This window comes from Aeromonas sp. FDAARGOS 1408, assembly GCF_019048665.1.
GTDB classification, from domain to species: Bacteria; Pseudomonadota; Gammaproteobacteria; order Enterobacterales; family Aeromonadaceae; genus Aeromonas; species Aeromonas dhakensis.
This window is the reverse complement of record NZ_CP077394.1, coordinates 4,405,247-4,430,259: the sequence shown is the minus strand read 5'-3', so window position 1 is coordinate 4,430,259 and position 25,013 is coordinate 4,405,247. Positions and strand designations below refer to the sequence as shown.

General features: G+C 64.4%; 20 protein-coding genes. 13 read left to right on the top strand and 7 right to left on the bottom strand.

The window, feature by feature from the left end; translation table 11 throughout:
* Window positions 1-38 precede the first annotated feature (38 nt).
* From mglB to I6L38_RS20490, 3 genes are all read right to left on the bottom strand, one after another.
* Window positions 39-1,025, bottom strand: a complete 987-nt coding sequence (mglB, locus tag I6L38_RS20500; protein ID WP_094698389.1) for a galactose/glucose ABC transporter substrate-binding protein MglB — start codon at window positions 1,023-1,025, stop codon at window positions 39-41.
* Between the two features lie 234 nt (window positions 1,026-1,259).
* Window positions 1,260-4,337 carry a beta-galactosidase gene (locus I6L38_RS20495; RefSeq protein ID WP_201889679.1) on the bottom strand — a complete coding sequence of 1,026 codons (3,078 nt, stop codon included), beginning with the start codon at window positions 4,335-4,337 and terminating at the stop codon, window positions 1,260-1,262.
* 218 nt (window positions 4,338-4,555) lie between these two features.
* Window positions 4,556-5,560, bottom strand: a complete 1,005-nt coding sequence (locus tag I6L38_RS20490; protein WP_201881037.1) for a substrate-binding domain-containing protein — start codon at window positions 5,558-5,560, stop codon at window positions 4,556-4,558.
* Window positions 5,561-5,765: 205 nt separating this feature from the next.
* On the opposite strand from I6L38_RS20490, the gene galE reads away from it, so the two are divergent.
* The 6 genes from galE to bacA all read left to right on the top strand — a co-directional run bounded on the left by galE (window position 5,766) and on the right by bacA (window position 12,240).
* The gene (gene galE, locus I6L38_RS20485; protein WP_201881039.1) at window positions 5,766-6,779 is read left to right on the top strand and encodes a UDP-glucose 4-epimerase GalE; all 1,014 of its coding nucleotides are present in this window, start codon (window positions 5,766-5,768) and stop codon (window positions 6,777-6,779) included.
* Between the two features lie 107 nt (window positions 6,780-6,886).
* Window positions 6,887-7,933, top strand: a complete 1,047-nt coding sequence (locus tag I6L38_RS20480; RefSeq protein WP_043170604.1) for a UDP-glucose--hexose-1-phosphate uridylyltransferase — start codon at window positions 6,887-6,889, stop codon at window positions 7,931-7,933.
* On the top strand, window positions 7,930-9,078 hold the full coding sequence (galK, locus tag I6L38_RS20475) for a galactokinase (protein WP_005306510.1): 1,149 nt from the start codon (window positions 7,930-7,932) through the stop codon (window positions 9,076-9,078). Before I6L38_RS20480 ends, galK begins: the two co-directional genes overlap by 4 nt.
* Before the next feature lie 52 nt (window positions 9,079-9,130).
* Entirely contained in the window at window positions 9,131-10,123 is a 993-nt protein-coding gene (gene galM, locus I6L38_RS20470; protein ID WP_042050097.1) for a galactose-1-epimerase, read from the top strand.
* Between the two features lie 98 nt (window positions 10,124-10,221).
* Window positions 10,222-11,232: an aldo/keto reductase gene (locus I6L38_RS20465; protein ID WP_043170603.1), complete on the top strand. Its 1,011-nt coding sequence runs from the start codon at window positions 10,222-10,224 to the stop codon at window positions 11,230-11,232.
* A gap of 192 nt (window positions 11,233-11,424) precedes the next feature.
* On the top strand, window positions 11,425-12,240 hold the full coding sequence (bacA, locus tag I6L38_RS20460) for an undecaprenyl-diphosphate phosphatase (RefSeq protein WP_017764837.1): 816 nt from the start codon (window positions 11,425-11,427) through the stop codon (window positions 12,238-12,240).
* A 61-nt stretch (window positions 12,241-12,301) separates the two neighbouring features.
* Here bacA and I6L38_RS20455 read toward each other — a convergent pair whose 3' ends face one another.
* The 3 genes from I6L38_RS20455 to I6L38_RS20445 form a co-directional block, all read right to left on the bottom strand.
* A complete protein-coding gene (locus I6L38_RS20455) occupies window positions 12,302-12,967 on the bottom strand; it encodes a ChrR family anti-sigma-E factor (RefSeq protein WP_043170602.1) in 666 nt (221 codons plus the stop codon).
* Window positions 12,960-13,529 (bottom strand): sigma-70 family RNA polymerase sigma factor, encoded by a 570-nt coding sequence (locus I6L38_RS20450; RefSeq protein ID WP_043170601.1) that lies wholly within the window; start codon window positions 13,527-13,529, stop codon window positions 12,960-12,962. Before I6L38_RS20450 ends, I6L38_RS20455 begins: the two co-directional genes overlap by 8 nt.
* A 133-nt stretch (window positions 13,530-13,662) precedes the next feature.
* Window positions 13,663-14,229 carry an LON peptidase substrate-binding domain-containing protein gene (locus I6L38_RS20445; RefSeq protein WP_005306528.1) on the bottom strand — a complete coding sequence of 189 codons (567 nt, stop codon included), beginning with the start codon at window positions 14,227-14,229 and terminating at the stop codon, window positions 13,663-13,665.
* 313 nt (window positions 14,230-14,542) lie between these two features.
* Here I6L38_RS20445 and argS point away from each other — a divergent pair, with 313 nt between their 5' ends.
* The 4 genes from argS to hslU all read left to right on the top strand — a co-directional run bounded on the left by argS (window position 14,543) and on the right by hslU (window position 19,246).
* Window positions 14,543-16,288, top strand: coding sequence for an arginine--tRNA ligase (argS, locus tag I6L38_RS20440; RefSeq protein ID WP_043170599.1), 1,746 nt, complete (start codon window positions 14,543-14,545; stop codon window positions 16,286-16,288).
* A 3-nt stretch (window positions 16,289-16,291) separates the two neighbouring features.
* Window positions 16,292-17,131, top strand: a complete 840-nt coding sequence (locus I6L38_RS20435) for an SPOR domain-containing protein (protein WP_043170598.1) — start codon at window positions 16,292-16,294, stop codon at window positions 17,129-17,131.
* A 186-nt stretch (window positions 17,132-17,317) separates the two neighbouring features.
* Complete coding sequence (hslV, locus tag I6L38_RS20430; protein WP_017779534.1) at window positions 17,318-17,851, top strand: ATP-dependent protease subunit HslV; 534 nt, start codon at window positions 17,318-17,320, stop codon at window positions 17,849-17,851.
* Window positions 17,852-17,917: 66 nt separating this feature from the next.
* The gene (gene hslU / locus I6L38_RS20425; RefSeq protein WP_216988887.1) at window positions 17,918-19,246 is read left to right on the top strand and encodes an HslU--HslV peptidase ATPase subunit; all 1,329 of its coding nucleotides are present in this window, start codon (window positions 17,918-17,920) and stop codon (window positions 19,244-19,246) included.
* Window positions 19,247-19,334: 88 nt separating this feature from the next.
* Here the strand turns inward: hslU and I6L38_RS20420 are convergent, their stop codons facing one another.
* Window positions 19,335-20,759: an MFS transporter gene (locus I6L38_RS20420; protein ID WP_201881042.1), complete on the bottom strand. Its 1,425-nt coding sequence runs from the start codon at window positions 20,757-20,759 to the stop codon at window positions 19,335-19,337.
* A 168-nt stretch (window positions 20,760-20,927) separates the two neighbouring features.
* Between I6L38_RS20420 and I6L38_RS20415 the strand changes: the two genes are divergently transcribed.
* The 3 genes from I6L38_RS20415 (at window position 20,928) to nirD (ending at window position 25,008) form a co-directional block, all read left to right on the top strand.
* Window positions 20,928-21,839 (top strand): LysR family transcriptional regulator, encoded by a 912-nt coding sequence (locus tag I6L38_RS20415; RefSeq protein ID WP_216988886.1) that lies wholly within the window; start codon window positions 20,928-20,930, stop codon window positions 21,837-21,839.
* A gap of 305 nt (window positions 21,840-22,144) precedes the next feature.
* Window positions 22,145-24,691, top strand: a complete 2,547-nt coding sequence (gene nirB / locus I6L38_RS20410) for a nitrite reductase large subunit NirB (RefSeq protein ID WP_201881044.1) — start codon at window positions 22,145-22,147, stop codon at window positions 24,689-24,691.
* Window positions 24,691-25,008 carry a nitrite reductase small subunit NirD gene (gene nirD, locus I6L38_RS20405; protein WP_043170594.1) on the top strand — a complete coding sequence of 106 codons (318 nt, stop codon included), beginning with the start codon at window positions 24,691-24,693 and terminating at the stop codon, window positions 25,006-25,008. The genes nirB and nirD overlap by 1 nt, the downstream gene beginning before the upstream one ends.
* Window positions 25,009-25,013: the final 5 nt, after the last annotated feature.

Genomic DNA, 25,013 nt, shown 5'->3' with positions numbered 1-25,013 from the left:
AAAAGGGCAAGGGATCTCCCTTGCCCTGGAGGAGGGAATTATTCGAATTTGGACAGGTTGTCTGCGTCTACGCCAACGTAGGGAACACGCACTACCTTGTTGACTATGTTCCAGCTGGTGCCTTCACCGGCCGGTTTGCCTTCAGCCAGGTTCTTGGTCAGCTCAAAAGTGGCCTTGGCCTGGTTGGCGGCATCGTTCAGCACGGTACCGGCCATGGCGCCGCTTTTGACCAGCGCCAGCGCTTCAGGCAGTGCATCCACGCCGAACACAGGGATGGCGGTCTTGCCCTGGGCCTTCAGCGACTCCACGGCACCCATCGCCATGCCATCGTTGTTGGCAATGACCACTTCGATCTTGTTGGCGTTCGGGCCGGAGATCCAGGCGTCCATCTTGTCCTTGGCCATGGCGGTATCCCACATACCAGTATCCATGTGCAGCTGCTCGGTCTTGATGCCGCCATCGTTCAGAGTCTTGATGACGTAGGTGGTACGGGCTTCGGCATCCGGGTGACCCGGCTCGCCCTTCAGCAGCACGTACTGGATGACGCCATCCTTGTTCAGATCCCAGGCCGGGTTGGCTTTCCAGTGCTTGGCGATCAGCTGACCCTGAATGATGCCAGACTCCTTGGAATCGGTACCCACGTAGTAGGCCTTGTCATAGCTGGCCAGATCGGCGGCATTAGGCTCCTTGTTGTAGAACACCACGGGCACGTCCTCGCCACGGGCTTTCTCGATCACGACCGGGGCCGCCGCCGGGTCAACCAGGTTGATGGCCAGCGCCTTCACCCCCTTGGCCAGCAGCACGTCGATCTGGTCGTTCTGCTTGGACTGGTCATTCTGGGAGTCGTTCATCAGCAGCTCCACCCCCGGATTGGCAGCCGCTTCCTTCTCGATTGCCTTGCGCACTACCGCCATGAAGTTGTCGTCGTATTTGTAGACGGTCACCCCGATACGGGTTTCGGCATGGGCGGTGGCTCCTGCCATCAAGCTCATCAGTACGGCGGCAATGGTCGTGATCTTTTTCATTGTTATGCTCCGATCTCTCTATCTGTTTTTGTAGGGAATGCTGTACACCAAGTGAACTGGCGCCAGCCTAATGTAATCAGTTTGTTGTATGTCGTTCTGTGATCATGACAACAAAATGAAAACGTTTACACTCTGTTACATAGCAACAAATCAATTAAAAATCATATAGTTATGTTTATCTGGTGACACTGAGGCTCTGAACGGGACTCTTTCTTGTTAAGCAATCGCTCAGATTCAGCGTAGAACACAGTTCCAATAGTAGCCGCCCGGCTGCAACCAATATTCCGGCCGCACGCTCTGGCTCCAGGAGTCATCGCCCCCAATCCCCATATGAAAACCATCCAGACAGAGATGGAGCCCGCCTGCGGCCACCAGATCGGTCTGGTGACGAGCCTGGGCCAACTGCTGCTGGCTGAAACGGCTCAGGCTGAAATGAAACAGTCCCTCGACCTCGACGGAGCCGCATCGCAGCTGACGGGTGTCACAGCACAGCCCGTTGTCGGTCGGGAACACATACGCGGTGTGCAGCGCATCGAGCGACGACTGCCAGCGACCGAGGTCGGCAGCCAGCAGGCGATCCGGATAGTTCTCGTGCGGACCACGCCCCAGCCAGCTCACCTCCTCCCCTGCCGCCAGCACCTCGTCGGTCAGCCAGAGCAGGGCGCCGATGCGCGGCAGGGAGGGCATCTCGGCTGCCACCTCCACCTCGATGGCGAGGTGCATGGCCCCATCCTGATCGAAGGAGTGGCGCCAGCAAGTCAGCAGCTTGAGCGCCTCGCCGACAAAGTAGCCGTGGCGTACCGTCACAACCCCTTGGTCAGGGCTCACTACCAGCTCGAGACAGCGATGCTGCAACTCATTGAGCCCGGCCAGCTGCCAACGGGCGATCCAGGCGTTGGGATCGGCGTGGTCCGCCTCGCTGGTGCCGATGTCGTTGTCGAGCGGCGCCCGATAGAAGTGATCGGCGATGGCCTCTTTCAGTTGCTCGCGCCCCAGCTTGCGCCAGCTGTGGACGCGGCCGCTGGCCTTGTCCAGCCGCCACTCGCTGTTGGCCGCCCGGATCTGCCAGCTATCCGCCAGCTCGATGAAGGTGGCCGGTGTGCGGGCGGCAGGCAGCGCCAATGGCGCAGGCAACATGCATTGCTGGCGCGCCACCTCGTGACCGGCCGCTGACCAGGGCGTGGCAGCGGGCTGCACGATGGCGAGATCCAGCCAGGCGAGCACCCCCGGCTCAAAGGCCGGCAACCGCTCCAGCAGGGTCAGCGTCACACTCCCCTGCGGCGCCAGGGTGAGTGGGCATTCACCCTGGCTCACCACCACGCCGTCTTCGCACAGCCGCCACTGCAGAGTTTCGTTGTCCGTCTCGCGAAACAGGTATTCGCTGCGGATCTCGACCGTCAGCGGCTGGCGGTGTTGCAAGGTCAGTACGAAGGGCTGTTGGGCCCGCTTGGCCTCGAACAGCGACGGATGGGGCGTGCGGTCGGGGAACAGCAGACCGTTGCAGCAGAACTGGCGATCATTCGGGGTATCGCCGAAATCACCGCCATAGGCCCAGAAGTGGCGGCCGTCATCGGTCAGCTTGTCCAGCCCCTGATCGACCCAATCCCAGACGAAGCCACCCTGCAACCGGGGATGATCGCGAAATGCCTGCCAGTAGTGGGCATAGCCCCCCAGGCTGTTACCCATGGCGTGGGCGTATTCACACAGGATCAGCGGGCGGGTCTCCCCCGGCAGGCCAATCCACTTGGCCAGCGCCCACTTGGGCACCGCCGGGAAGGGTTGATCCTGATGGGTGCGGGCATACATGGGGCAGATGATGTCGGTGGCCGGCGTATCGGCACCACCCCCTTCGTATTGCACCAGGCGGCTCGGATCCGCCCCCTTGACCCAGCCATACATGGCATCGTGGGCCGGGCCGTAGCCCGACTCGTTGCCAAGGGACCAGATGATGATGCTGGGGTGGTTGAAGTCGCGGGCCACCATGCGGGTCACCCGCTCCAGGAAGGCGTTGCTCCAGGCGGGATCCCGCGCCAAGCGCCCCATGGGGGTCATGCCGTGGGTCTCCAGGTTCGCCTCGTCCACCACATAGAGACCGAGCCGGTCGCACAGCCGATAAAGCTCGGGGTGATTGGGGTAGTGGGAGCAGCGCACCGCGTTGAAGTTGTGCTGCTTCATCAACAGCAGATCCTGCTCGATGGCGGCGGGGGTCACCACGTGACCCGTTGCGGGGTGGTGCTCGTGGCGGTTGGCGCCACGGATCAGCAGCGGCTGGCCGTTGACCCGCAGCAGGCCGCCACGGACCTCCACCGCCCGAAAGCCCACGTCACAGGCTTCGCTCTCGATGGGCTCCCCCCGCTCGTCCAGCAGGGTCAGGGTGAGGCGATAGAGGTGGGGGGTCTCGGCGCTCCACTTGCGTGGGGCCGCCACCTCGAGCCAGCACTCGGCGCGATCGTCATACGCCCCTTTCTCGTCAATGGTTTGCGTGCCGATCGGCTGGCACAGGGTCGCCACCCGATCACCGCCGTCATAGAGGTTGAGCTCCACCGACAGGCCGGTCCCATTGGCTACCTGCAATGCGATCTTGAGGCGGCCATCTCGGTAGCAGGCGTCGAGCTCGGGCGTTACCCGTATATCCATCAGATGACGAGCCGGTTTGTGCAGCAGGCTGACGGAGCGGAAAATACCGCTCATGCGCCACATGTCCTGATCTTCCAGATAGGAGCCGTCGGACCAGCGCAGCACCAGCACTGCCAGCCGGTTGTCGCCGGCCTGCAGGAAGGGGGTCAGATCGAACTCGGCGGGCAGCCGGCTGTCCTGGGAGTAACCGACCCAGCGACCGTTGCAGAAGAGGTGAAAAGCGCTGTCCACCCCGTCGAAGATGATCCGGGTCTGGCCGCTGGTGAGCCAGTCGGCTGGCACGCTGAATTCGCGGGAGTAGCAGCCGGTGGGATTCTCGGCGGGCACCCGGGGCGGATTACAGGGGAAGGGGTACTTGATGTTGGTGTAGATGGGCACGTCGGTCGCAGGCCGCAACCCTGGGTAGGCCGCAGCCAGCTGCCAGTTGCCCGGCACCTGGATGGGACAGGCATCGGCCAGATCCTGCGCCAGCCACTGCTCCGGCACCTGCTCGGGCGCCGTGAAGAAGGAGAAGCACCACTCCCCATCCAGCAGGGTGCGCGAAGGCGAGGCGAGATCATCGCGCGCCGCGGCCTCGTTGCGCCAGCTGAACAAGGGGGTATGGGCGGGCAGCCGATTCACTGCGGTAATCGCCTGGGTCTGCCAGTCCTGACGGGCCACTATCTCCCTGAGCATTCGTCTCTCTCCCTGCATGAACGCCGAAAACGTATGCAGTGTAGGGGAGATTTGCCCAGTGATCGGCGATCCCGCTCACACAGATGTAAACGATTACACTTAATTTGTTAAGTAAAACAGGGTAAAAATGCGCTAAATGCAGGTAAAAGACCAAGGCTCCGGATCGAGCGCCTTAAAAGCGGCAATCCGGAGCGATAAACGGAGGTAAATGAAAGGGATCAGCTTCGAACGGGCGCCACCGAGTGGCGGTTGATCAGGGTCGGGGTGTAAATGCGGCTCTGTACCACCTCGCTTTCCCCTGCTGCCAGCTGCAGGGCCAGCTTGGCCGCCTGGGCTGCCATCAGTTCAACCGGGTAGCGCATGGTGGAGAGCTTGGGGCGCAGGTATCTGGCATAGATGATGTCATCGAAGCCCACCACCGACACCTCCTCCGGCACCTTGAGGCCGTTGTCCGCCAGCACCGAGATGGCACCCGCCGCCATGGCATCGTTGTAGGCCATCACGGCCGTGATGGGCAGCCCCTTGGCCAGCAGGTTGAGCATGGCCCGCTCGCCGCCTTCCTCGTTGGGCATGCCGCTCTCCACCAGCTCGGGGTCGGCGCGCACGCCCGCCTCGGCCAGCGCATCCTGATAGCCCTGCAGCCGCAGGATGGCATCCTCGATGGCGTGATCGGAGCTCAGGAAGGCGATGTGACGGTGGCCCAGCTCCAGCAGATGCCGGGTCGCCGTGGCCGCCCCCTGCCGGTTGTTGAGGGCGATACAGCGCCCCTTGAGTGCCGGGATGTCGCGGTTGATCAGCACCATGCCGGGCACCCGCAGCGCATAGTCGATCAGCTCCTCGTCGCTCAGCGCCTTGCTGTGCACCACCAGCGCCTCGCAGCGCTTGCCGATCAGCAGCTCGATGGATTCGCGCTCCTGCCGTGCCGTGTGAAAACCATTACCCATCAACAGGTGCAGCCCCTGTTCCACCGCCACCGCGGCGACCCCCTTGACCAGGGCGCCGAAGAAGGGATCCGCCACATCGCCCACCAGCACTCCCATGGTGTCGCAGGTCTGGCTGACCAGCGCCCGTGCGTTGGCATTGGGGGTGTAGCCCAGTTCGGCCATGGCTTTCAACACCACCTCGCGGGAGGCGGCGCTGGCCTTGGGTGAGTTGTTCATCACCCGTGAAACCGTTGCCACCGATACGTTGGCCAAACGGGCGACATCCTTGATGGTACTCATGCTGTTTTCACTTATTTCACGGTTCGGGACTAGGCCATTATACCGAGCAATGTCACTGATAACAGGGGGAAAAACCATATTGCTGAAATGATGACCACCAAAACAAGTGTAATCGTTTACACATATTTGTTAGCCAGTTCACAGTTTGCCCGCCAGCCCCTCGGCTAGACTCCTTCACAGGCTTTTTTTGAGCGTGGAGATGAGGATGAAAGTACTGGTCACCGGCGGCTGCGGTTACATCGGCAGCCACACCTGCCTGGCACTGCAGGCGGCCGGCATGGAGCCCGTGGTGGTGGACAACCTCTGCAACAGCAAGGCCGGCGTGCTGGCCCGCATCGCCGCCATCAGCGGACGCGAGCCCCGCTTCTATCGGGGGGACATCCGTGACCCGCTCCTGCTGGATCGCATCTTCAGCGAGCAACGGATCGACGCCGTGATCCACTTCGCCGCCCTCAAGGCGGTTGGCGAGTCCACCCGCATCCCCCTCGACTACTACGAGAACAACCTGAACGGCCCCCTGGTATTGCTGCAGGCAATGAAGCGGGCCGGCGTCCACAACCTGGTGTTCAGCTCGTCGGCCACCGTCTACGGTGACCCCGCCAGCACGCCCATCCGGGAAGATTTCCCGCGCAGCGCCACCAATCCCTACGGCCGCTCCAAGCTGATCATCGAAGAGATCCTCGAGGATCTGCAGCGGGCCGAGCCGCACTGGAGCATGACCCTGCTGCGCTACTTCAACCCGGTCGGCGCCCACGAGTCGGGCACCATGGGGGAGGATCCCCAGGGGATCCCCAACAACCTGATGCCGTTTTTGACCCAGGTCGCCATCGGCCGGCGCGACTGCCTCTCGGTCTTTGGTAACGATTACCCCACCGTCGACGGCACCGGTGTGCGTGACTACATCCACGTGATGGATCTGGCCGAAGGGCACGTCAAGGCGTTGCAGCACTGCGCCAGCAAGGGCGGCGTGCACGTCTACAACCTGGGCACGGGCCAGGGCCAGAGCGTGCTGCAGATGGTCGCGGCGTTCGAGGCGGCCAGTGGTCGCCCCTTGCCCTATCGCATCGAACCAAGACGCCCAGGCGACATCGCCGAATGCTGGGCCGATCCCGCCAGGGCCGAGCGCGAGCTGGGCTGGCGTGCCCGGCGGGATCTGGCCGCCATGTGCGCCGACAGCTGGCGCTGGCAATCCGCCAACCCGCAGGGGTACGAGGCGTGATGCCCGTTTTGCTCCCTTCTCCCTTTGTGGGGGAAGGGTCACAGATGAGAGGCGCACCCGCCCTCATCCCTGCCCGCATTTTCTTTTATTGAGCTTGAGGAGTGATGATGTTCAACCCGGTTGATCACCCCCACCGTCGTTTCAACCCGCTGAGCGGCCAATACGTGCTGGTCTCCCCTCACAGGGCCAAGCGCCCCTGGCAGGGTCAGGTCGAGAAGGTGAGCCAGGCGCCGAGCCAGGCCCATGACCCCGACTGCTTCCTCTGTGCCGGCAACAAGCGCGTCACCGGCGACCAGAATCCCGACTATCGGGACACCTTCGTGTTTACCAACGACTTCGCCGCCCTGATGCAGGACACCCCGGCCGCCAGTGGCGAGCAGGATCCCCTGCTCAGACTGGAAGCCGCCCGTGGCACCAGCCGGGTCATCTGCTTCTCGCCGGATCACGGCAAGACCCTGCCCGAGCTGCCTCTGCCCGCCATCGAGCAGGTGATCACCACCTGGATGGAGCAGGTGACCGAGCTGTCGGCCCAGTGGGAGTGGGTGCAGGTGTTTGAAAACAAGGGCGCCGTCATGGGCTGCTCCAACCCGCATCCCCACGGTCAGCTGTGGGGGAGCGACTTCCTGCCCAATGAAATTGCCCGCGAAGAGCAGCACCAGCGCGCCTGGCTGGCGGAGCACGGCCGCCCGCTGCTGGTCGACTACGTGGAGCGGGAGCTGCAGGATCGCTCCCGCATCGTGGTGGAGACCGAACACTGGCTGGCGGTAGTGCCCTTCTGGGCGGCCTGGCCGTTCGAAACCCTGCTGCTGCCCAAGCGCCATGTCCCCTCTCTGCTCGAGCTCACCCCCGAGCTGCAACAGGATCTGGCCATCGCGCTCAAGGAGCTCACCAGCCGCTACGACAACCTGTTCGAGTGCAGCTTTCCCTACTCCATGGGCTGGCACTTTGCGCCGCCCCGCTCCGACTGCCCAGAGGCGTGGCAACTGCATGCCCACTTCTACCCGCCCCTGCTGCGCTCCGCCACGGTGCGCAAATTCATGGTGGGCTTCGAGATGCTGGCCGAGACCCAGCGCGACCTTACCCCGGAGCAAGCCGCGGAGCGCCTGCGTACCCTTTCTCCCGTTCATTACAAAGCCAATGAGGTGACCCCATGACCCCGAGCCAGCGCGTCAGCGCCGTGTTTGCCGAGCAGTTTGAGCAACAACCCGACCTGCTGGTGCGGGCCCCCGGCCGCGTCAACCTCATCGGCGAGCACACCGACTACAACGACGGCTTCGTGCTGCCCTGCGCCATCGACTACGAGACCTGCGTCGCCATCGGCCTGCGCGATGACAGCCTGGTGCACGTGGTCGCCGCCGACTACGGCAACCAGCGCGACCTGTTCGATCTCGGCCAGCCCATCAATCATCATGCCGACCAGCGCTGGAGCGACTACATCCGCGGGGTGGTGAAGTACCTGCAGGAGCGCGGCTATCCCCTGCGCGGCCTCAATCTGGTAGTCTCCGGCAACGTGCCGCAGGGGGCCGGCCTCTCCTCTTCCGCCTCGCTGGAGGTGGCCATTGGCCAGGCCTTCAAGGAGGCGCTGGGGCTCACCATCAGCCAGGCCGAGATTGCCCTCAACGGCCAGCAGGCGGAGAACCAGTTCGTCGGCTGCAACTGCGGCATCATGGACCAGATGATCTCCGCCAGCGGCAAACAGGATCACGCCCTGCTGCTCGACTGCCGCTCGCTGGAGACCCGCCTCATCCCCATGCCCACCGACCTGGCGGTGCTGATCGTCAACTCCAACGTCCGTCGCGGCCTGGTGGACAGCGAATACAACACCCGCCGCCAGCAGTGCGAAGCAGCCGCCCGTCACTACGGGGTCAAGGCGCTGCGCGATCTCGATCTGGCGGCGCTGGAAGCGGGCAAGGCCGGGCTGGATGAGGTCTGCTACCGCCGTGCCCGTCACGTAGTGGGCGACAACAGCCGCACCCTGGCCGCCGCCGATGCGTTGGCGCAGGGGGATCTGGTGCGCCTCGGTGAGCTGATGGCCGACTCCCACGCCGCCATGCGCGATGACTTCGAAATCACCGTGCCCGCCATCGACGGTCTGGTGGAGATCATCAAGGCCAGGATCGGCACTGAGGGCGGCGTGCGGATGACCGGCGGCGGCTTCGGTGGCTGCGTGGTCGCCCTGCTGCGCCCAGAGAAAGTGGCCGAGGTGATCGCCGCGGTCGATGCCGAGTACCCGGCCCGCTTCGGCCTCAAGGCCGACAGCTACGTCTGCCGCGCCAGCGCGGGGGCGGGAAAACTATGAGCCCATGTATGATGCAGGCCTGCCGGATCGGCAACACAGGTGCAGGCAGACTATGAACGACGCCATGATTCCGTTCGAGCTGGAAAACGAGGAGGGGCTGCGCCTGCGCGGCCTCGACTTCGGCGCCACCCTCACCTCCCTCACCCTGCCGGTGGCGGGTGGGCGCCGTGAAGTGCTGCTGGGCTGCGCCGATGAGGCCTATCCCGCTCAACAGGTGTGGCTGGGGGCGGTGGCGGGGCGCTTTGCCAACCGCATCGGCAACGCCGAGCTGCTGCGCGACGGCCAGCGCTGGCCGCTGGATGCCAACCAGCCGCCCCACTGCCTGCACGGCGGACGGGCGGGGTTTCATCGCCAGCACTGGCAGATCAAGGAGCGGGAGGCGGACCGGGTCAGACTGACCCTGCTCTCCCGTAGCGGGGATCAGGGCTTTCCTGGCAACCTGCGGGTCATGCTGGAGTACCGGCTGGAGCAGTGCGATCTGGTGGTGGATTGCGTCGCCAGCACGGATGCCGCGACCCCGGTCAGCCTCACCAGCCACACCTACTTCAATCTCGACGACAACCCGGACGGTGGCGATGTGCGCGACCACCTCATCCACCTCAACGCCGACCGTTTCCTGCCCACCGACCAAAGCGGTCTGCCGCTCGCGATCACACCGGTGGAGGGGCCGTTCGATCTGCGCCGCGAACGCCTGATCGGACAAGATTGGCTGAGCCACCCCCAGCAGCAACAGGCCAAGGGGTACGATCACGCCTTTGTGCTCAACGGGCCAAGCGCCGAGTGGGCGGCGCGGGTGGTCTCGGGGGATCGTCAGCTGGCGATGGAGGTCTACACCAACCAGCCTTCGCTGCAGTTCTACAGCGGCAACTGGCTGGCCAATACGCCGGCACGCGATGGCCGGCTCCATCGGGATCACGCCGGCTTCTGTCTGGAGGCCCAGCAGCTACCGGACAGCCCCAACCGGCCCGAGCTGGGCGATCCCTGGCTGTTGCCGGGGCAGACCTATCGCCACCAGACCCGCTATCGCTTCATCGCTGCCAGCTGACCCCGGCCCCCTCTTCTCCCGCGCAGACATGCCGAGCGAAGAGGGCTCGGGGTCACCCCTCACATCCGCTCGCAAACAATCCCACGCAAGGAGTCGTTATGGATGATCACTACCTCGCCGCCCCCGACCGTTACCAGCGCCAGCCCTATCGACCCGCCGGTCGTCACGGCCTGCGCCTGCCCGGCATAGCTCTCGGCCTCTGGCACAACTTCGGCGCCGAGAGCGATCCCGCCACCGCGAAAGCCATGATGCACCAGGCGTTCGATCTGGGTATCACCCACTTCGATCTGGCCAACAACTACGGGCCGCCGCCGGGGTCGGCCGAGCAAACCTTCGGCAGGCTGCTCAAGGGGAGCCTGGCGCCCTATCGAGACGAGCTCATCATCGCCAGCAAGGCGGGATACATCATGTGGGATGGCCCCTATGGCGATGGCGGCAGCGCCAAATACCTGTTTGCCAGCCTGCACCAGAGCCTGCGCCGGCTCGGTCTCGACTACGTGGACATCTTCTATCACCACAGGCCGGACCCGCGCACCCCGCTGGAGGAGACCTGTCAGGCGCTGGCCTTGATGGTACGTCAGGGCAAGGCGCTCTACGTCGGCCTCTCCAACTACCCGGCCCTGCTCGCCGCGCAGGCCGCCGCCCGGCTGGCGGAGCTGGGCACCCCCTGTCTGGTCAACCAGCTCAAATACTCCCTCTTTCAGCGCGACATCGAGGCTAAAACCCTGCCGGTCTGCCGCGAGCACAGCATGGGGGTGGTCGCCTTCTCGCCGCTGGCGGGCGGACTGCTGAGCGATCGCTACCTGGCGGGCATTCCAGCGGATTCGCGCGCCGCCAGTGCCAGCCCCTTCCTCAAGCCCGAGCAGATCACCGCCGACAAGCTGGCCACCATCCGTGCCCTGCATGCGCTGGCGCAGCAGCGGGGCCAACCACTGTCGCAACTGGCGCTGCAGTGGGTCCTGCGCGACTCAGTGGTGAGCTGCGCCCTGATCGGTGCCAGCAGCCCGCAGCAGATTGTCAGCGCGGTGGAGGCCCAGGCCCAGCCCCCGCTGGATACGGCGCTGCTGCAGCAAATCGAGGGGATCTTGGCCGGTCAGGGCCCCGCCTGATCGGGGCCGCTGAGCGCCGAACGCCATGTAGGCCCGAATGAAAACCAATGACCTCGCCGTCGATCCCGCCGGCGGGGCCTGGCGCCAACACAATATTCACTGGTTGCCCGCCCGATTTTCCTCCATCATTGGTCGCCCCCGGCTCGGCTCGGGGCCGACTTCAACCGGACCAATAATCAAGAGATCTGAAACATGACAGAGTCTTACGCCCTGTTTGTCGCCTTCGTGCTGGGCATAGTGGAGGGCCTGACCGAGTTCCTCCCCGTCTCCTCCACCGGCCACATGATCATCGTCGGCCACTTGCTTGGCTTCGACGGCCCCAAGGCTGCCACCTTCGAAGTGGTGATCCAGATGGGTTCCATCCTGGCGGTGGTCGCCGTGTTCTGGCGCCGCCTGTTTGGGCTCATCGGCATCCACTTCGGCCAGAAGCCGGCGCAGGGACACGCCACCCTCTCGCTGGTGCACATCATCCTCGGCATGCTGCCCGCCGTGATCATCGGCCTCGCCATCCACAGCTGGATCAAGGCCCATCTGTTCGGCCCGCAGACCGTGATGTACGCCCTGGTGGCCGGCGGCATCCTGCTGATCATCGCCGAGAAGTTCCGCCCGGCGGTACGCTCCGAAACCCTGGACGACATCAGCTACAAGCAGGCGTTCGGCATCGGCCTGTTCCAGTGCCTGGCGCTCTGGCCCGGCTTCTCCCGCTCCGGCGCCACCATCAGCGGCGGCATGCTGATGGGGATCAGCCGTCAGGCGGCGGCCGAGTTCTCCTTCATTCTGGCGGTGCCCATGATGGTGGCGGCCAGCGGACTGGATCTCTACAAGAGTCGCGACTTCCTCTCCATGGCCGACTTCCCCATGTTCGCGGTGGGTTTCGTCACCGCCTTCGTGGTGGCCATGATCGCCATCAAGACTTTCCTGGCGCTGATCCGTCGCCTCGACTTCATCCCGTTCGCCATCTACCGCTTCGTGGTGGCCTTCGCCGTCTACCTGGTGTTCGTGGCCTGATCCGGTCAGCGCACCATGCAAAAAGGGACCCGAGGGTCCCTTTTTTTATTGCTTTGTCGGCTCAGTAGAGGCGATGGCTGATGCCGTTGAGCAGCCGCGACAGCCCCTTGGTGAACTGCACCGGCGCGTCCTGCACCGTGTAGCAGAGGCAGCCGTCCGGCGTGTGTGGACTGTGGGCGTGGCTGGCATCGCGCCAGATGAAGTCCCCCGCCTGATAGCGGGTGTCGCCATCTTCGATGGTGCCGGCCAGCAACAAGGTCAGCTCGTAACCCTTGTGAGTGTGCTCAGGGATGCTGCCACCCGCCTCTATGTGCAGCAGGCTGGCACGGGCTCCCTGCTCGTCGAGCGGCAGGCTCACCTGCCGGATGGCGCCGATGTGGCGCCAGCTGGGGGCGTGGTGACGGGCCAGCACCCGCGGCAACCGGTACGACTGGCCCGCCACCTGCAGCTCGGGCCGGGCCACCGCCGACTGACTCAATGCGGCCGCAGTGGCCACCGGCTGTTGCAGGATGCCGGCCAGCATAGCATCAAATGCCGCAGGCAGCGGCTCGCACTCTTCCGCCGGGGCCAGGTATTGCCGGGCCAGCTCCTCTTCGCAGGCCCGCAGCCGGGCCGCACAGTCGGGGCAGAGTTCGCAGTGGGCGGAGACGCCGACGGCCAGCGGCAGGGGCAGTTCATCGGCGGCAAAGGCACGCAACATGGCCTGAACGGGATGGGCTTTAATCATGGCCTTGCTCCACTTGTTCCTTCAATTTCTGTAACGCCAGTCTGAGGCGGGATTTGATGGTGCCGAGCGGCACGCCGAGCCGGTCCGCCAGCTCCTGCTGGGAGAGCTCCTGCAGGTAGATGCCGCGCACCACCAGCTGTTGCGGTTCCGGCAGGGTGCCGAGGTAGTGGGCCATCTGACGGGTCAGCACCGCATCTTCACCGCCACTCAGGTGCTCCTCTTCCGCCCTGTACTCCAGCATGGGCCACAGCTCCTCGGCGCAGAGCTCTTCCTTGCTGGCGCGGCGCCGGCGCAGCATGTCGAAGCCCTGGTTGCGCATGACGGTGTAGATCCAGGTGGTGGCGGCTCCCTTGTCGGGGTGGTAGAGACGGGCCTTCTGCCAGACCAGCAGCATGGTCTCCTGCACCAGCTCCATGGCGTTGGCCTCGCTGCCGAGGTGGCGCAGCCCGTAGCTGCGGATACGCGGCGCGAAGTGCTGGAACAGGGTGGCGAAGGCAGCCTTGTCGCCATGTTCGGCAACCCTGACGAGCAGGGACTTGAGATCGCCGGCTGGGTCATCCATGGGGGGCGATATCCTGTACGGAGTCGATTGTGATTGGCCAGTATATGCCATTGCGCCATGCCTTGAAGAGGGTGGTGAGTGCCAATACGTGCGGCGCGGCAAAAGGATCACCGGCACTGCCATCAAAAACGGCTCAGTGGCTGGCGACCAGCAATCCGCTCAGCAGGGAGAGCGCCGGCTGGTTGTCTTCCGCCGCCACCAGCCACTGCTTCTGTTCAACGGGGATGGGCAGCACTTCCAGCCAGCGCTGGGCCACCCAGCTGGCATCGTCCCAGTCCGGGTTGCGATAGAGGGCCGCGTACTCCGGATAGTCGTTGAACACCTCCTGCAGCGCCCTGGCCAACGAGTGCTGATCGGCATTGAGCCGGCCGGTGCGCCAGGGGGGCAGCACCTCCACCTCCCCGACCCGCAAGCCGTCCGACTCCTGCCACAGATCGGTGATCCTGACCCGCTCCATGCCGAGCACCGTGATGCCGAGCAGACCGTCCGGCAGCTGATCGAAATCGACTATCCGTACCCGGGTGGCGATGGGGTACATGTTGCGCAGCGCATCGGGCTGGCGAGGATCCAGCATGCAGATAGCAAAACCCTGCTCTCCCGCCTCGGCGATCATGCGCTGATATCTGGGCTCGAAGATGCGCAGCGGCATGATGCCACCGGGCAGCAGGTGGGCCGAGAGGGGAAACAGCGCCAGTTTCATCGACAGATTCCTCGGTAAAAGGTACCTGTTGATACGACCGGGGCGGCGGGGCAGATCATTCAGAACGAGTTGGAATAAAAAACCCCTTAACAATCAGGGGAAAATAGCCTGGACAAGCCGCTTCGATATGCAGTAGAAATGGATAAGCACCGTAATTTCCGTCCAATATTCTGGGATCTGGTGCCAAATGCAGTGAAATATCCGCCCGACCGCGAGCGGCGGGTCATCCCTATAGTTTTCTCGGGCCGATGCGGGTAAAATTCACGCCCTTATATATCAGTCATTTTTCGACGCGCAACCTTGGTGGTCAGTTATGAAAGAGCATATTCATCATCTACTTGAACAAACGGTAGCCAATCTCAAGTCAGCGGGCATCCTGCCGGCGGACCTGGAAGCCCGCGTGCAAGTAGACCGATGCAAGGAGAAGGCTCACGGTGACCTGGCCACCAACCTGGCCATGCTGCTGGCCAAACCGGCCCGCAAGAATCCCCGTGAGCTGGCCGCTGCCATCATCGAGCACCTGCCCGCCTCCGATCTGATCGCCAAGGTCGAGATCGCCGGCCCCGGCTTCATCAACTTCTTCTTCGACCCGAGCTGGCTGGCTGGTCAGGTAGAGGCCATGGTGACCTCCGCCAACGCCAACGTGAAGCTGCCAACCCCGCAGACAGTGGTGGTGGACTACTCCGCCCCCAACGTGGCCAAAGAGATGGCGGTGCACCACATCCGCAGCACAGTCCTCGGTGACGTGGCTGCCCGCGCCCTAGAGTTCCTCGGCCACAAGGTGGTGCGTGCCAACCACATCGGCGACTGGGGTACCCAGTTCGGCATGCTGATCGCCTATCTGGAGAAGATGGCCAACGAGCACGCCTCCGACATGGAGCTGCGCGATCTGGAAGCCTTCTACACCCAGGCCAAGCGTCACTACGACGAAGACGAAGCGTTCGCCGAGCGCGCGCGCAACTACGTGGTCAAGCTGCAGGGTGGTGACGAGTACTGCCGCACCATGTGGAAGAAGCTGGTCGACATGACCATGGAGCAGAACCAGCGCAACTACGACCGCCTGAATGTCTCCCTGACCAACAAGGACATCATGGGCGAGTCCATGTACAACGACATGCTGCCGGAAATCGTCGCCGATCTGAAAGCGCGCGGCCTGGCGGTCGAGAGTGAAGGCGCCACCGTCGTCTTCCTGGACGAGTTCAAGAACAAGGATGGCGAGCCCATGGGCGTCATCATCCAGAAGAGCGATGGCGGCTTCCTCTACACCACCACCGACATCGCCTGTGCCAAGTATCGTTACGAGACCCTGGGCGCCGACCGCGTGATGTACTTCATCGACTCCCGTCAGCACCAGCACTTGATGCAGGCCTGGACCATCACCCGCAAGGCGGGCTATGTGCCGGAATCCGTGCCCCTCGAGCACCACGCCTTCGGCATGATGCTGGGCAAGGATGGCCGTCCCTACAAGACCCGCTCCGGCGGCACCGTCAAGCTGGTTGATCTGCTGAATGAGGCGGAAGAGCGCGCCGCTGCCCTGCTGGAGAGCCGCAACAGCGACCTCTCCGCCGAGGAGAAGGCCCAGGTGGTGCACGCCATCGCCATGGGCGCGGTCAAGTATGCGGATCTCTCCAAGAACCGCACCACCGACTACATCTTCGACTGGGATCTGATGCTCTCCTTTGAAGGCAACACGGCGCCGTACCTGCAATACGCCTACACCCGTATCCAGTCCATCTTCCGCAAGGCCGGCGTCGATGCCGACACCCTGGGCGGCAAGGTGGTCCTGAGCGAGGAAGCGGAAGAGACTCTGGCCCAGAAGCTGATCCAGTTCTCCGACGCGGTCAACGGCGTGGCAGACAAGGGCATGCCGCACCTGCTCTGTACCTATCTGTACGAGCTGTCCGGCAACTTCATGACCTTCTACGAAGCCTGTCCGATCAACAAGGATGGCGTGGACGAGGCGACCCGTCAGAGCCGTCTGCTGCTGTGCGCCGCCACCGCCAAGGTCCTCAAGCTGGGCCTGGGCGTACTGGGCATCCACACCCTGGAGCGCATGTAATAGATGGCGACCCGGGATTATGTCGGCAGCCGCCCGCGACGTCGGGCGGGTGGTCGCAACACCAAGAAAGCGGCACCTCGCCGCTTTCCTGTTATCCCGGCCCTGCTGGCCGTGGTGTTGCTGGCGGGGTTCGGCGGTTTCCTCTACATGATCAGTGGCAAGGGCAACGACGCCCCCACCATTGAGGAGCAGGTGAAAGCCAACAAGCCCAAGGCCCAGAGCAACGGCCTGCCGCAGGAGAAATGGAGCTACATCGAACGGCTGGAGAACAAGCAGGTCGACATCGTCGAGCCGCCGCCCCAGCCGGGCGTGCTGCCGCCACCGCCGGCAGAAACCATGACCCTGCAGCCGGAGAAGCTGCCGCAGCCGGTGCCGACCAATATTCCCCAGCCCGGAACCCCCATCGGCCAGGTGCAGCCCTACAAGCCGCAACCGGTACAACCGGCCAAGCCGGCGACCGGCGCGCCGGTAGCCAGTGCCCAGGAGCAGGTGATCGACCGCAAGGCCGAACGGGATCGGATGGAGCGGGAGCTGCGCGCCGAACTGGAGCGGGAACGGGCCGAGGCCGCCAAGGCCAAGGCAGCGACTCCGCCTGCAACGGCCGACAACGAACGCTACATGATGCAGTGCGCCGCCCTGCGTTCGCAGGATTCCGCGGAATCCCTCAAGGCGCGCATCGCCTTCACCGCCGGGCTCTCCTCCAGCCTGCAGGTGGTGAACGGGGCCGGTGGCGCCGTCTACAAGGTGATGGTGGGCCCCTTCAGCGGCAAGGCGGCGGCCGATGCGGCCAACCGCAAGCTGCAGGGCTCTGGCATCAGCGGCTGCATCCCCAAGAAGGGGTGATCGCAGCGTCCATAAACAGGGCCTGGTGGCAACACCCGGCCCTGTTTCTTTTGGTGCCAGTCGCCACCACTCCCAGCCAACCCCGTTGGCCGCGCCAGAGCGCAGGCTTGAAAAGCCGGATTGCCATCCCCATCTCTCTTGCCATGCACAGTCAGGCCGTCATTCGGCTCAAGCGAGGTAAGTAAAGTGACTACCATAGTTTCAGTTCGCCGCAACGGTCAGGTCGTCATCGGTGGCGATGGCCAGGTTTCTCTTGGCAACACCGTCATGAAGGGCAACGCCCGCAAGGTTCATCGCCTCTACAACGGCAAGGTGCTGGCAGGTTTTGCCGGCGGCACCGCCGACGCCTTCACCCTGCTCGAGCGCTTTGAAGCCAAGCTGCAGGCCCATCAGGGCAACCTGGAGCGCGCCGCCGTGGCGCTGGCCAAAGACTGGCGCACCGATCGCGCCCTGCGCCGCCTCGAGGCGCTGCTGGCCGTCGCCGACGAGCACAAATCCTTCATCATCACCGGCAACGGTGACGTGGTGCAGCCGGAACACGATCTCATCGCCATCGGCAGCGGCGGCAACTTCGCCCAGTCCGCCGCCATCGCCCTGCTGGAGAACACCGAGCTGGATGCCAAGAGCATCGTCGAGAAGTCCCTCAAGATTGCGGGCGACATCTGTGTCTTCACCAACGGCAACCACACCATCGAAGTGCTGGACTACACCGCCAAATAAGGCCGCCAGCCAAACCCCATTTTCCAAGGGGTGGGCCCTGCCCGCCCCGGATACAGGAACACCATCATGTCCGAGATGACCCCGAGAGAAATCGTCTACGAGCTGGACAGACACATCATTGGTCAAGCCGACGCCAAGCGTGCGGTGGCCGTGGCCCTGCGCAACCGCTGGCGCCGGATGCAGCTCTCCGAGGAGATGCGCCACGAGGTGACCCCGAAGAACATCCTGATGATCGGTCCGACCGGTGTCGGCAAGACCGAGATCGCCCGTCGCCTGGCCAAGCTGGCCAATGCCCCCTTCATCAAGGTTGAAGCGACCAAGTTCACCGAAGTGGGCTATGTGGGCAAGGAAGTGGACAGCATCATCCGCGATCTGACCGATGTCGCCATCAAGCTGGTGCGCGAGACCGAGATGGAAAAGATGAAATACCGCGCCGAGGAAGCCGCCGAAGAGCGCATCCTCGACGCCCTGCTGCCCAACCCGCGCAACAGCTGGGGCGAGGAAGAGAAAGCCGACAACTCCAACACCCGCCAGATCTTTCGCAAGAAACTGCGGGAAGGTCAGCTGGATGACAAGGAGATCGAGCTGGAGCTCTCCGCCTCCCCGATGGGCGTCGAGATCATGACCCCGCCGGGCATGGAAGAGATGGCCAACCAGCTGCAGGGGCTGTTCCAGAACCTGGGCCAGAACCAGAAGAAGAAGCGCAAGATCAAGGTCAAAGAGGCCATGAAGGCGCTGATCGAAGAGGAAGCCGCCCGCCTGGTCAACCCGGAAGAGCTGAAGCAGAAAGCGATCGCCTCGGTCGAGAACAACGGCATCGTCTTCCTCGACGAGATCGACAAGATTTGCAAGCGCGGCGAGAGCTCGGGCCCGGACGTCTCCCGTGAAGGGGTTCAGCGCGACCTGCTGCCGCTGGTCGAGGGCTGCACCGTCAACACCAAGCACGGCATGGTCAAGACCGACCACATCCTGTTCGTCGCCTCCGGCGCCTTCCAGATTGCCAAGCCGTCCGACCTCATCCCCGAGCTGCAGGGCCGTCTGCCGATCCGGGTCGAGCTGACCGCGCTGACCACCGAAGACTTCGAGCGGATCCTGACCGAGCCGAACGCCTCCCTGACCGATCAGTACAAGGCGCTGATGGCCACCGAAGGGGTCAACATCGAGTTCACCCAGGACGGTATCCGCCGTCTGGCCGAAGCGGCCTGGCAGGTCAACGAGCGCACCGAGAACATCGGCGCCCGTCGTCTGCATACCGTGATGGAGCGCCTGATGGAAGATATCTCCTACGACGCCTCCGAGAAGTCCGGCGAGACCTTCGTCATCAACACCGACTACGTCAACGCCCACCTCGGCAAGCTGATTGAAGACGAGGACCTGAGCCGCTTTATCCTGTAACAGCTTGATCGAAGACGAGGATCCGAGCGGTTTAATATCCTGCTCAACCCCGTAGCAAGACGCCTCCCCTGTGGAGGCGTCTTCGCTTTCAGCGCTCTCTCAGCTCGCAGCCTTCCCGCGTCGCATTGCCCGGCACGTCGCGTTCACCTCTCCCCGCCAGCCAGAGTGCGCTCATCAGCAGCAGAGCCGTCAGGGCGAAGGTGGCCCGCATGGCGAACGCCAGCTCGCTCGCGCTGGCGACGGCCGGATTGCCGCCTCCCGCCAGGGCGGCAAACAGGGCCCCCAACCCCGCCGCCCCCGTCAGCTGGCCCAGATTGCGCGACAGGGTCAGCAACCCGGCCACGGCACCACGGGTCTGTTCGTCGGCGGCGCCGATCACTAGGCTGTTGTTGGCGGTCTGGAACAGGGCGTAGCCGGCAGTCAGCAGCAACACGGGCAGCAGGTATCCCATCGGGCCCCCGCCGCTGCCCAGGGTGGCCAGCAGCACCACCGCCGCGCTCATCACCAGCAAGCCCAGTCGCACCACTGTGATGGCGCCGACCCTATCCACCAGCCAACCGGCTGGCATCCCGCTCAGTGCCGCCAGCAGGGGTCCACCCGAGATAAGCAGCCCGCTGGTCAGCGGGCCGAGCCCGAATACCCCCTGCAGATAGAAGGGACCGATCAGCAGGGTCGCCACCATCACCCCGGCCACCAGCGCACTGGCCGCCAGAGCGCCGCGCAGCCGCCGGGTTCGCAGCAATGCCAACGGCAACAGAGGGGCGGGGGAGCCCAGTTCGCTGCGCACCAGCCAGGCGGCGGCCAGCAGCGCCCCGCCCCCAAGCCAGAGGGCCAGGATGCCTGTCGTAGTGAGCGCCAGCCCGTAGCCCAGCAGCGTCACCAGCAGCCACCCCAGGCTGGCCAGGTTGAGTCGTGCCCCCTGCCCGCTCGCCCCGTCATCGGGTAGACCGGCACGGGCACAGAGCAGCGCCAGCAGGCCAAGGGGTAGCAGCGCCAGGAAGGCAGCCTGCCAGCCCGCCACCTCCAGCAGCAGGCCGCCAAACGAGGGGCCCAGCGCCGTGCCACAGGCCGACAGGGTGCCGAGCAATCCCATGCTCCAGCCCCGTCTGGCCGGCGACACCAGCTGCCCCACCATGGCCAGCGAGAGCGTCAGCATGCAGGCCGCACTCGCCCCCTGCAGCGCCCGGGCGGCGATCAACCAGCCGATGGTCGGTGCCAGCGCGCAGAGCAGGGAGGCCAGCGCAAATCCCCCCATGCCCCAGAGCAGCAGCCGACGCCGGCCGAACCTGTCACCCAGCCGGCCGGCCACCACTGTCAGGCAGGTGAGCCCCAGCAGGTAAGCCACCAGCACCCATTGCAAGGTGGCGAAGGGCAGATGAAAGGCAGCCCCCAATGCCGGCAGCAAGATGCCGCCCATGCTGGCCGCCAGCATGGGCAACAGGGTGGCGAGGCCAAGCGCCAGCAGACCGAGACGAGGCGCCGCCAGGGGCGGGAAATGGGTTGATGTTGACATGAGCAGGGCTCCACATAGGGGTGATGACGACAAGGCTAGTGGGGCCGGTGAGCAGGCGGAAGACGCACCAGTTGCAGCTTATCAATGCAGCGGACGCCATATGAGGGTACCCGTTCTCGGGTATGATGAAGCTGGCCCCTCTGCTCCCACTCCGATGAAGGCATGCACATGAGCACTCCCGACCTCAACCTGCTGATCACCCTGGATGCCCTGCTGGACGAAGGTAGCGTGGCGGGCGCCGCCAGACGACTGGGCTTGAGCCCCTCTGCCATGAGCCGGGCCCTGGCAAGATTGCGGGAGACCACCGGCGACCCGCTGCTGGTACGGGCCGGCCGCGGCCTGGTGCCGACCCCTCGAGCCCAGTTGCTGCGCGAGCAGGTCGGCCGGCTGGTGCAGGAAGCAGAGAGCATGCTGAGCCCCCGACAGGAGGTCGACCCGGCGCGGCTGGAGCGCACCTTCACCCTGCGCGCCAGCGAGGGGCTGGTGGAACTGTTCGGCGCCGCCCTGCTGAGCCGGCTCGCCACCGAGGCGCCCGGAGTACGGCTCCACTTTCTGGCCAAGCCGGACAAGGAGAGCGGCCCCTTGCGCAGCGGCGAGCTGGATTTCGAGACCGGGGTCATCAGCGCCACCACGGCGCCCGAGCTGCGTACCCAGGCCCTGTTTCAGGACCACTTCGTCGCCGTAATGCGCCCCGGTCATCCACTGTGCGACGGCCTACTCACCGCCAGCCGCTACGCCGGGGCGCGCCACGTGCTGGTATCCCGCCGCGGCCAACCCCACAGCCCGGTCGATGAGACGCTGGCCAAGCAGGGGCTCTCGCGCACCGTCGCCACCCTGGTGCCCGGCTTTGCCACCGCGCTGGCGCTGGTGCGCGGCAGCGATCTGGTGGCCACTGTGCCTGAGCGTCACTGCGCCGCCCTGCTGGGGGAGCTGGTAGTTCGTCCCCTGCCCTTCGCGCTGCCAGCGATCCGGGTCGCCCTGCTCTGGCACCCCAGGCTGGATGCCGACCCGGCCCACCGCTGGCTGCGCACCCTCATCCGCGATATCTGCGCCCAGGAGCCTTACCGCCCCCTTCCCTGACGCCCCCCGGTTCTGCTGGCAACCCATGGCTGCCGCCATCCCATGAAGGAATTTTTCACGCTTTTTGACGGTACGGGCATTTCTTTGCAGGGTCAGCCAGGCAGCCCCTGCAGCGGTGGCTCCGATCCCCACGCCATAACCAATTGCACCACTGGTATACCTATTTATGTATAGCTTTGAATTATCAGGAATTACCCCTGAGGGGATATATAAATAGACACTTGATTTGCATCAATCGCCCGCCCCTGCTGACTGGGTAGCCTAGCCTCAGAATGATGTTTTATTACTCCAAACTAGAGGCAATCATGAGCAAAGTCAGACTGGTCGTTGTGGGCAACGGCATGGTGGGGCACCGCTTCATCGAAGAGCTGATCGAGCGGGCCGACCCGGGCCGCTACGAGATCACCGTCTTCGGTGCAGAACCCCGTCCCGCCTACGATCGCGTCCATCTCTCCTCCTACTTCTCCCACCACACCAGCGAAGATCTCTCCCTCGTCAAACCCGGTTTCTACGACAAGCACGGCATTCGGTTGCTGCTTGGTGAAGCGGTGAAAAAAATCGACAGGGCCAACCGCGAAGTGCACTCCAACAAGGGCACTGTGGTCGGTTACGACAAGCTGGTGCTGGCCACCGGCTCCTACCCCTGGGTGCCGCCCATTCAGGGCAGTCAGCACCACGAGTGCTTCGTCTATCGCACCATCGAGGATCTGAAGGCCATCCGCAGCGCCGCCAAGAGTGGCAAGAGCGGGGTGGTGATCGGGGGCGGCCTGCTTGGCCTCGAAGCCGCCGGTGCCCTCAAGGCGCTGGGTCTCGAGACCCACGTGGTGGAGTTTGCCCCTGTACTGATGGCCGAGCAGCTCGACGGCCAGGGCGGCCAGCTGCTGCGCCGCAAGATCGAATCCATGGGCGTGCAGGTGCACACCAGCAAGAGCACCAGCGAGATCCTGATGCATGGCGGCGAACAGGCGAAACACCGCCTAGCCTTCGCCGACGGCAGCCAGCTTGAAGTGGACGTGGTGGTCTTCTCCACCGGCATTCGCCCGCAAGATACCCTCGGTCGCTACGGCGATTTGGCCATCGCCGAGCGCGGCGGCATCGTCATCGACGATCACTGCCTCACCTCCGACCCCGACATCTATGCCATCGGCGAGTGCGCCTCCTGGCAGGGCCGCTTCTTCGGCCTGGTGGCCCCGGGCTACAAGATGGCCCAGATCACCGTCGACCACCTGCTGGGCGGCGACAGCTGCTTCGAAGGGGCTGACATGAGCGCCAAGCTCAAGCTGCTCGGCGTCTCCGTCGGCTCCATCGGCGATGCCCACGGCCGCACCCCGGGCAGCCACAGCTATGTGTTCCAGGATGACCAGGCCGGCGTCTACAAGAAAATCGTGGTGAGCGAAGACAACAGCCGATTGCTCGGCGCCGTGCTGGTGGGTGACGTGGAGGATTACGGCAACCTGCTGCAGATGATGCTCAACGCTCTGCCCCTGCCGAGCCACCCGGACACCCTGATCCTGCCCGCCTATGCCGGTGCCAAGCCGACCCTGGGGGTGGATGCCCTGCCGGAAAGCGCCCAGATCTGCTCCTGCTTCGACGTCTCCAAGGGCGACATCGCCCAGGCCGTCGCCGAGGGCCACACCACCCTCGCCGCCATCAAGCAGCACACCAAGGCCGGTACCGGCTGCGGCGGCTGCGTGCCCCTCATCAGCCAGGTGCTCAACGCCGAGCTGGTGAAACAGGGCATCGAGGTCAACAACCACCTCTGCGCCCACTTCCCCCACTCCCGTCAGGAGCTGTTCCACCTGGTCAAGGTGGAGGGGATCAAGAGCTTCGACGAGCTGCTGGCCAAGCATGGCCAGGGTCATGGCTGCGAGGTGTGCAAACCGACCGTCGGCTCCATCCTCGCCTCCTGCTGGAACGACTACGTGCTGAGCCCGCTCAACACCCCGCTGCAGGATACCAATGACATCTTCCTCGGCAACATGCAAAAGGACGGTACCTACTCCGTCATCCCGCGCATGGCCGGCGGCGAGGTGACCCCGGAAGGCCTGCTGGCAGTGGCCGAAGTGGCCCGCGACTACAAGCTCTACACCAAGATCACCGGCGCCCAGCGCATCGGCCTGTTCGGGGCCCAGAAGGATGATCTGCCCGCCATCTGGCGCAAGCTGCTGGCAGCGGGCTTCGAGACCGGTCAGGCCTACGCCAAGGCGCTGCGCATGGCCAAGACCTGCGTCGGCAGCACCTGGTGCCGCTTCGGCGTGCAGGACAGCGTCGGCCTCGGGGTCTTCCTCGAGAACCGCTACAAGGGTATTCGCACCCCGCACAAGATGAAGTTCGGTGTCTCCGGCTGTACCCGTGAGTGTGCGGAAGCCCAGGGCAAGGACGTCGGCATCATCGCCACCGACGCGGGCTGGAACCTCTACGTGGGCGGCAACGGCGGCATGAAGCCGCGCCACGCCGACCTGCTGGCGTCTGACCTCGACCGCGAGACCCTGATCAAGCTGATCGACCGTTTCATGATGTTTTACGTCACCAGCGCCGACAAACTGCAGCGCACCTCGGTCTGGCTCGGCAATCTGGAAGGAGGCGTCGACTACCTGCGCGAGGTGATCGTCGACGACAAGCTGGGGCTGGCCGAGACCCTGGAGCGCGATATCCAGACCCTCATCGACAGTTACGAGTGCGAATGGTCGCGCACCCTCAACGAAGAGCAGGCGTTGCAGCGCTTCAGCCATTTCATCAACAGCGACAAGCGCGATCCGGACGTCCAGTTCGTCGCCGAGCGTGACCAGCACCGACCGGCGACCCCGGCCGAGCGCATCCCCGTCTACCAGATCGAGGTGGAGACCAAATGATGAAATTAGCCTGCCAACTCAACGACATCCTGCCGGGCACCGGTGTCTGCGCCCTGCTGGAAGGGCGCCAGATCGCCCTGTTCCGCCCGAACGCGGCCGCCGAGGTGTTCGCCATCGACAACCGGGATCCCTTCTTCGCCGCCAACGTGCTGTCGCGGGGCATCCTCTGCGAACACGACGGCGAGCTCTGGGTGGCCAGCCCCCTCAAGAAGCAGCGCTTTCGCCTGAGCGATGGCCACTGCTTCGATAACCCGGCCATGTCGGTGCAGAGCTATTCCGTTGAAGTGCGCGACCAGCAGGTCTGGGTCGCCGTCTAACACCA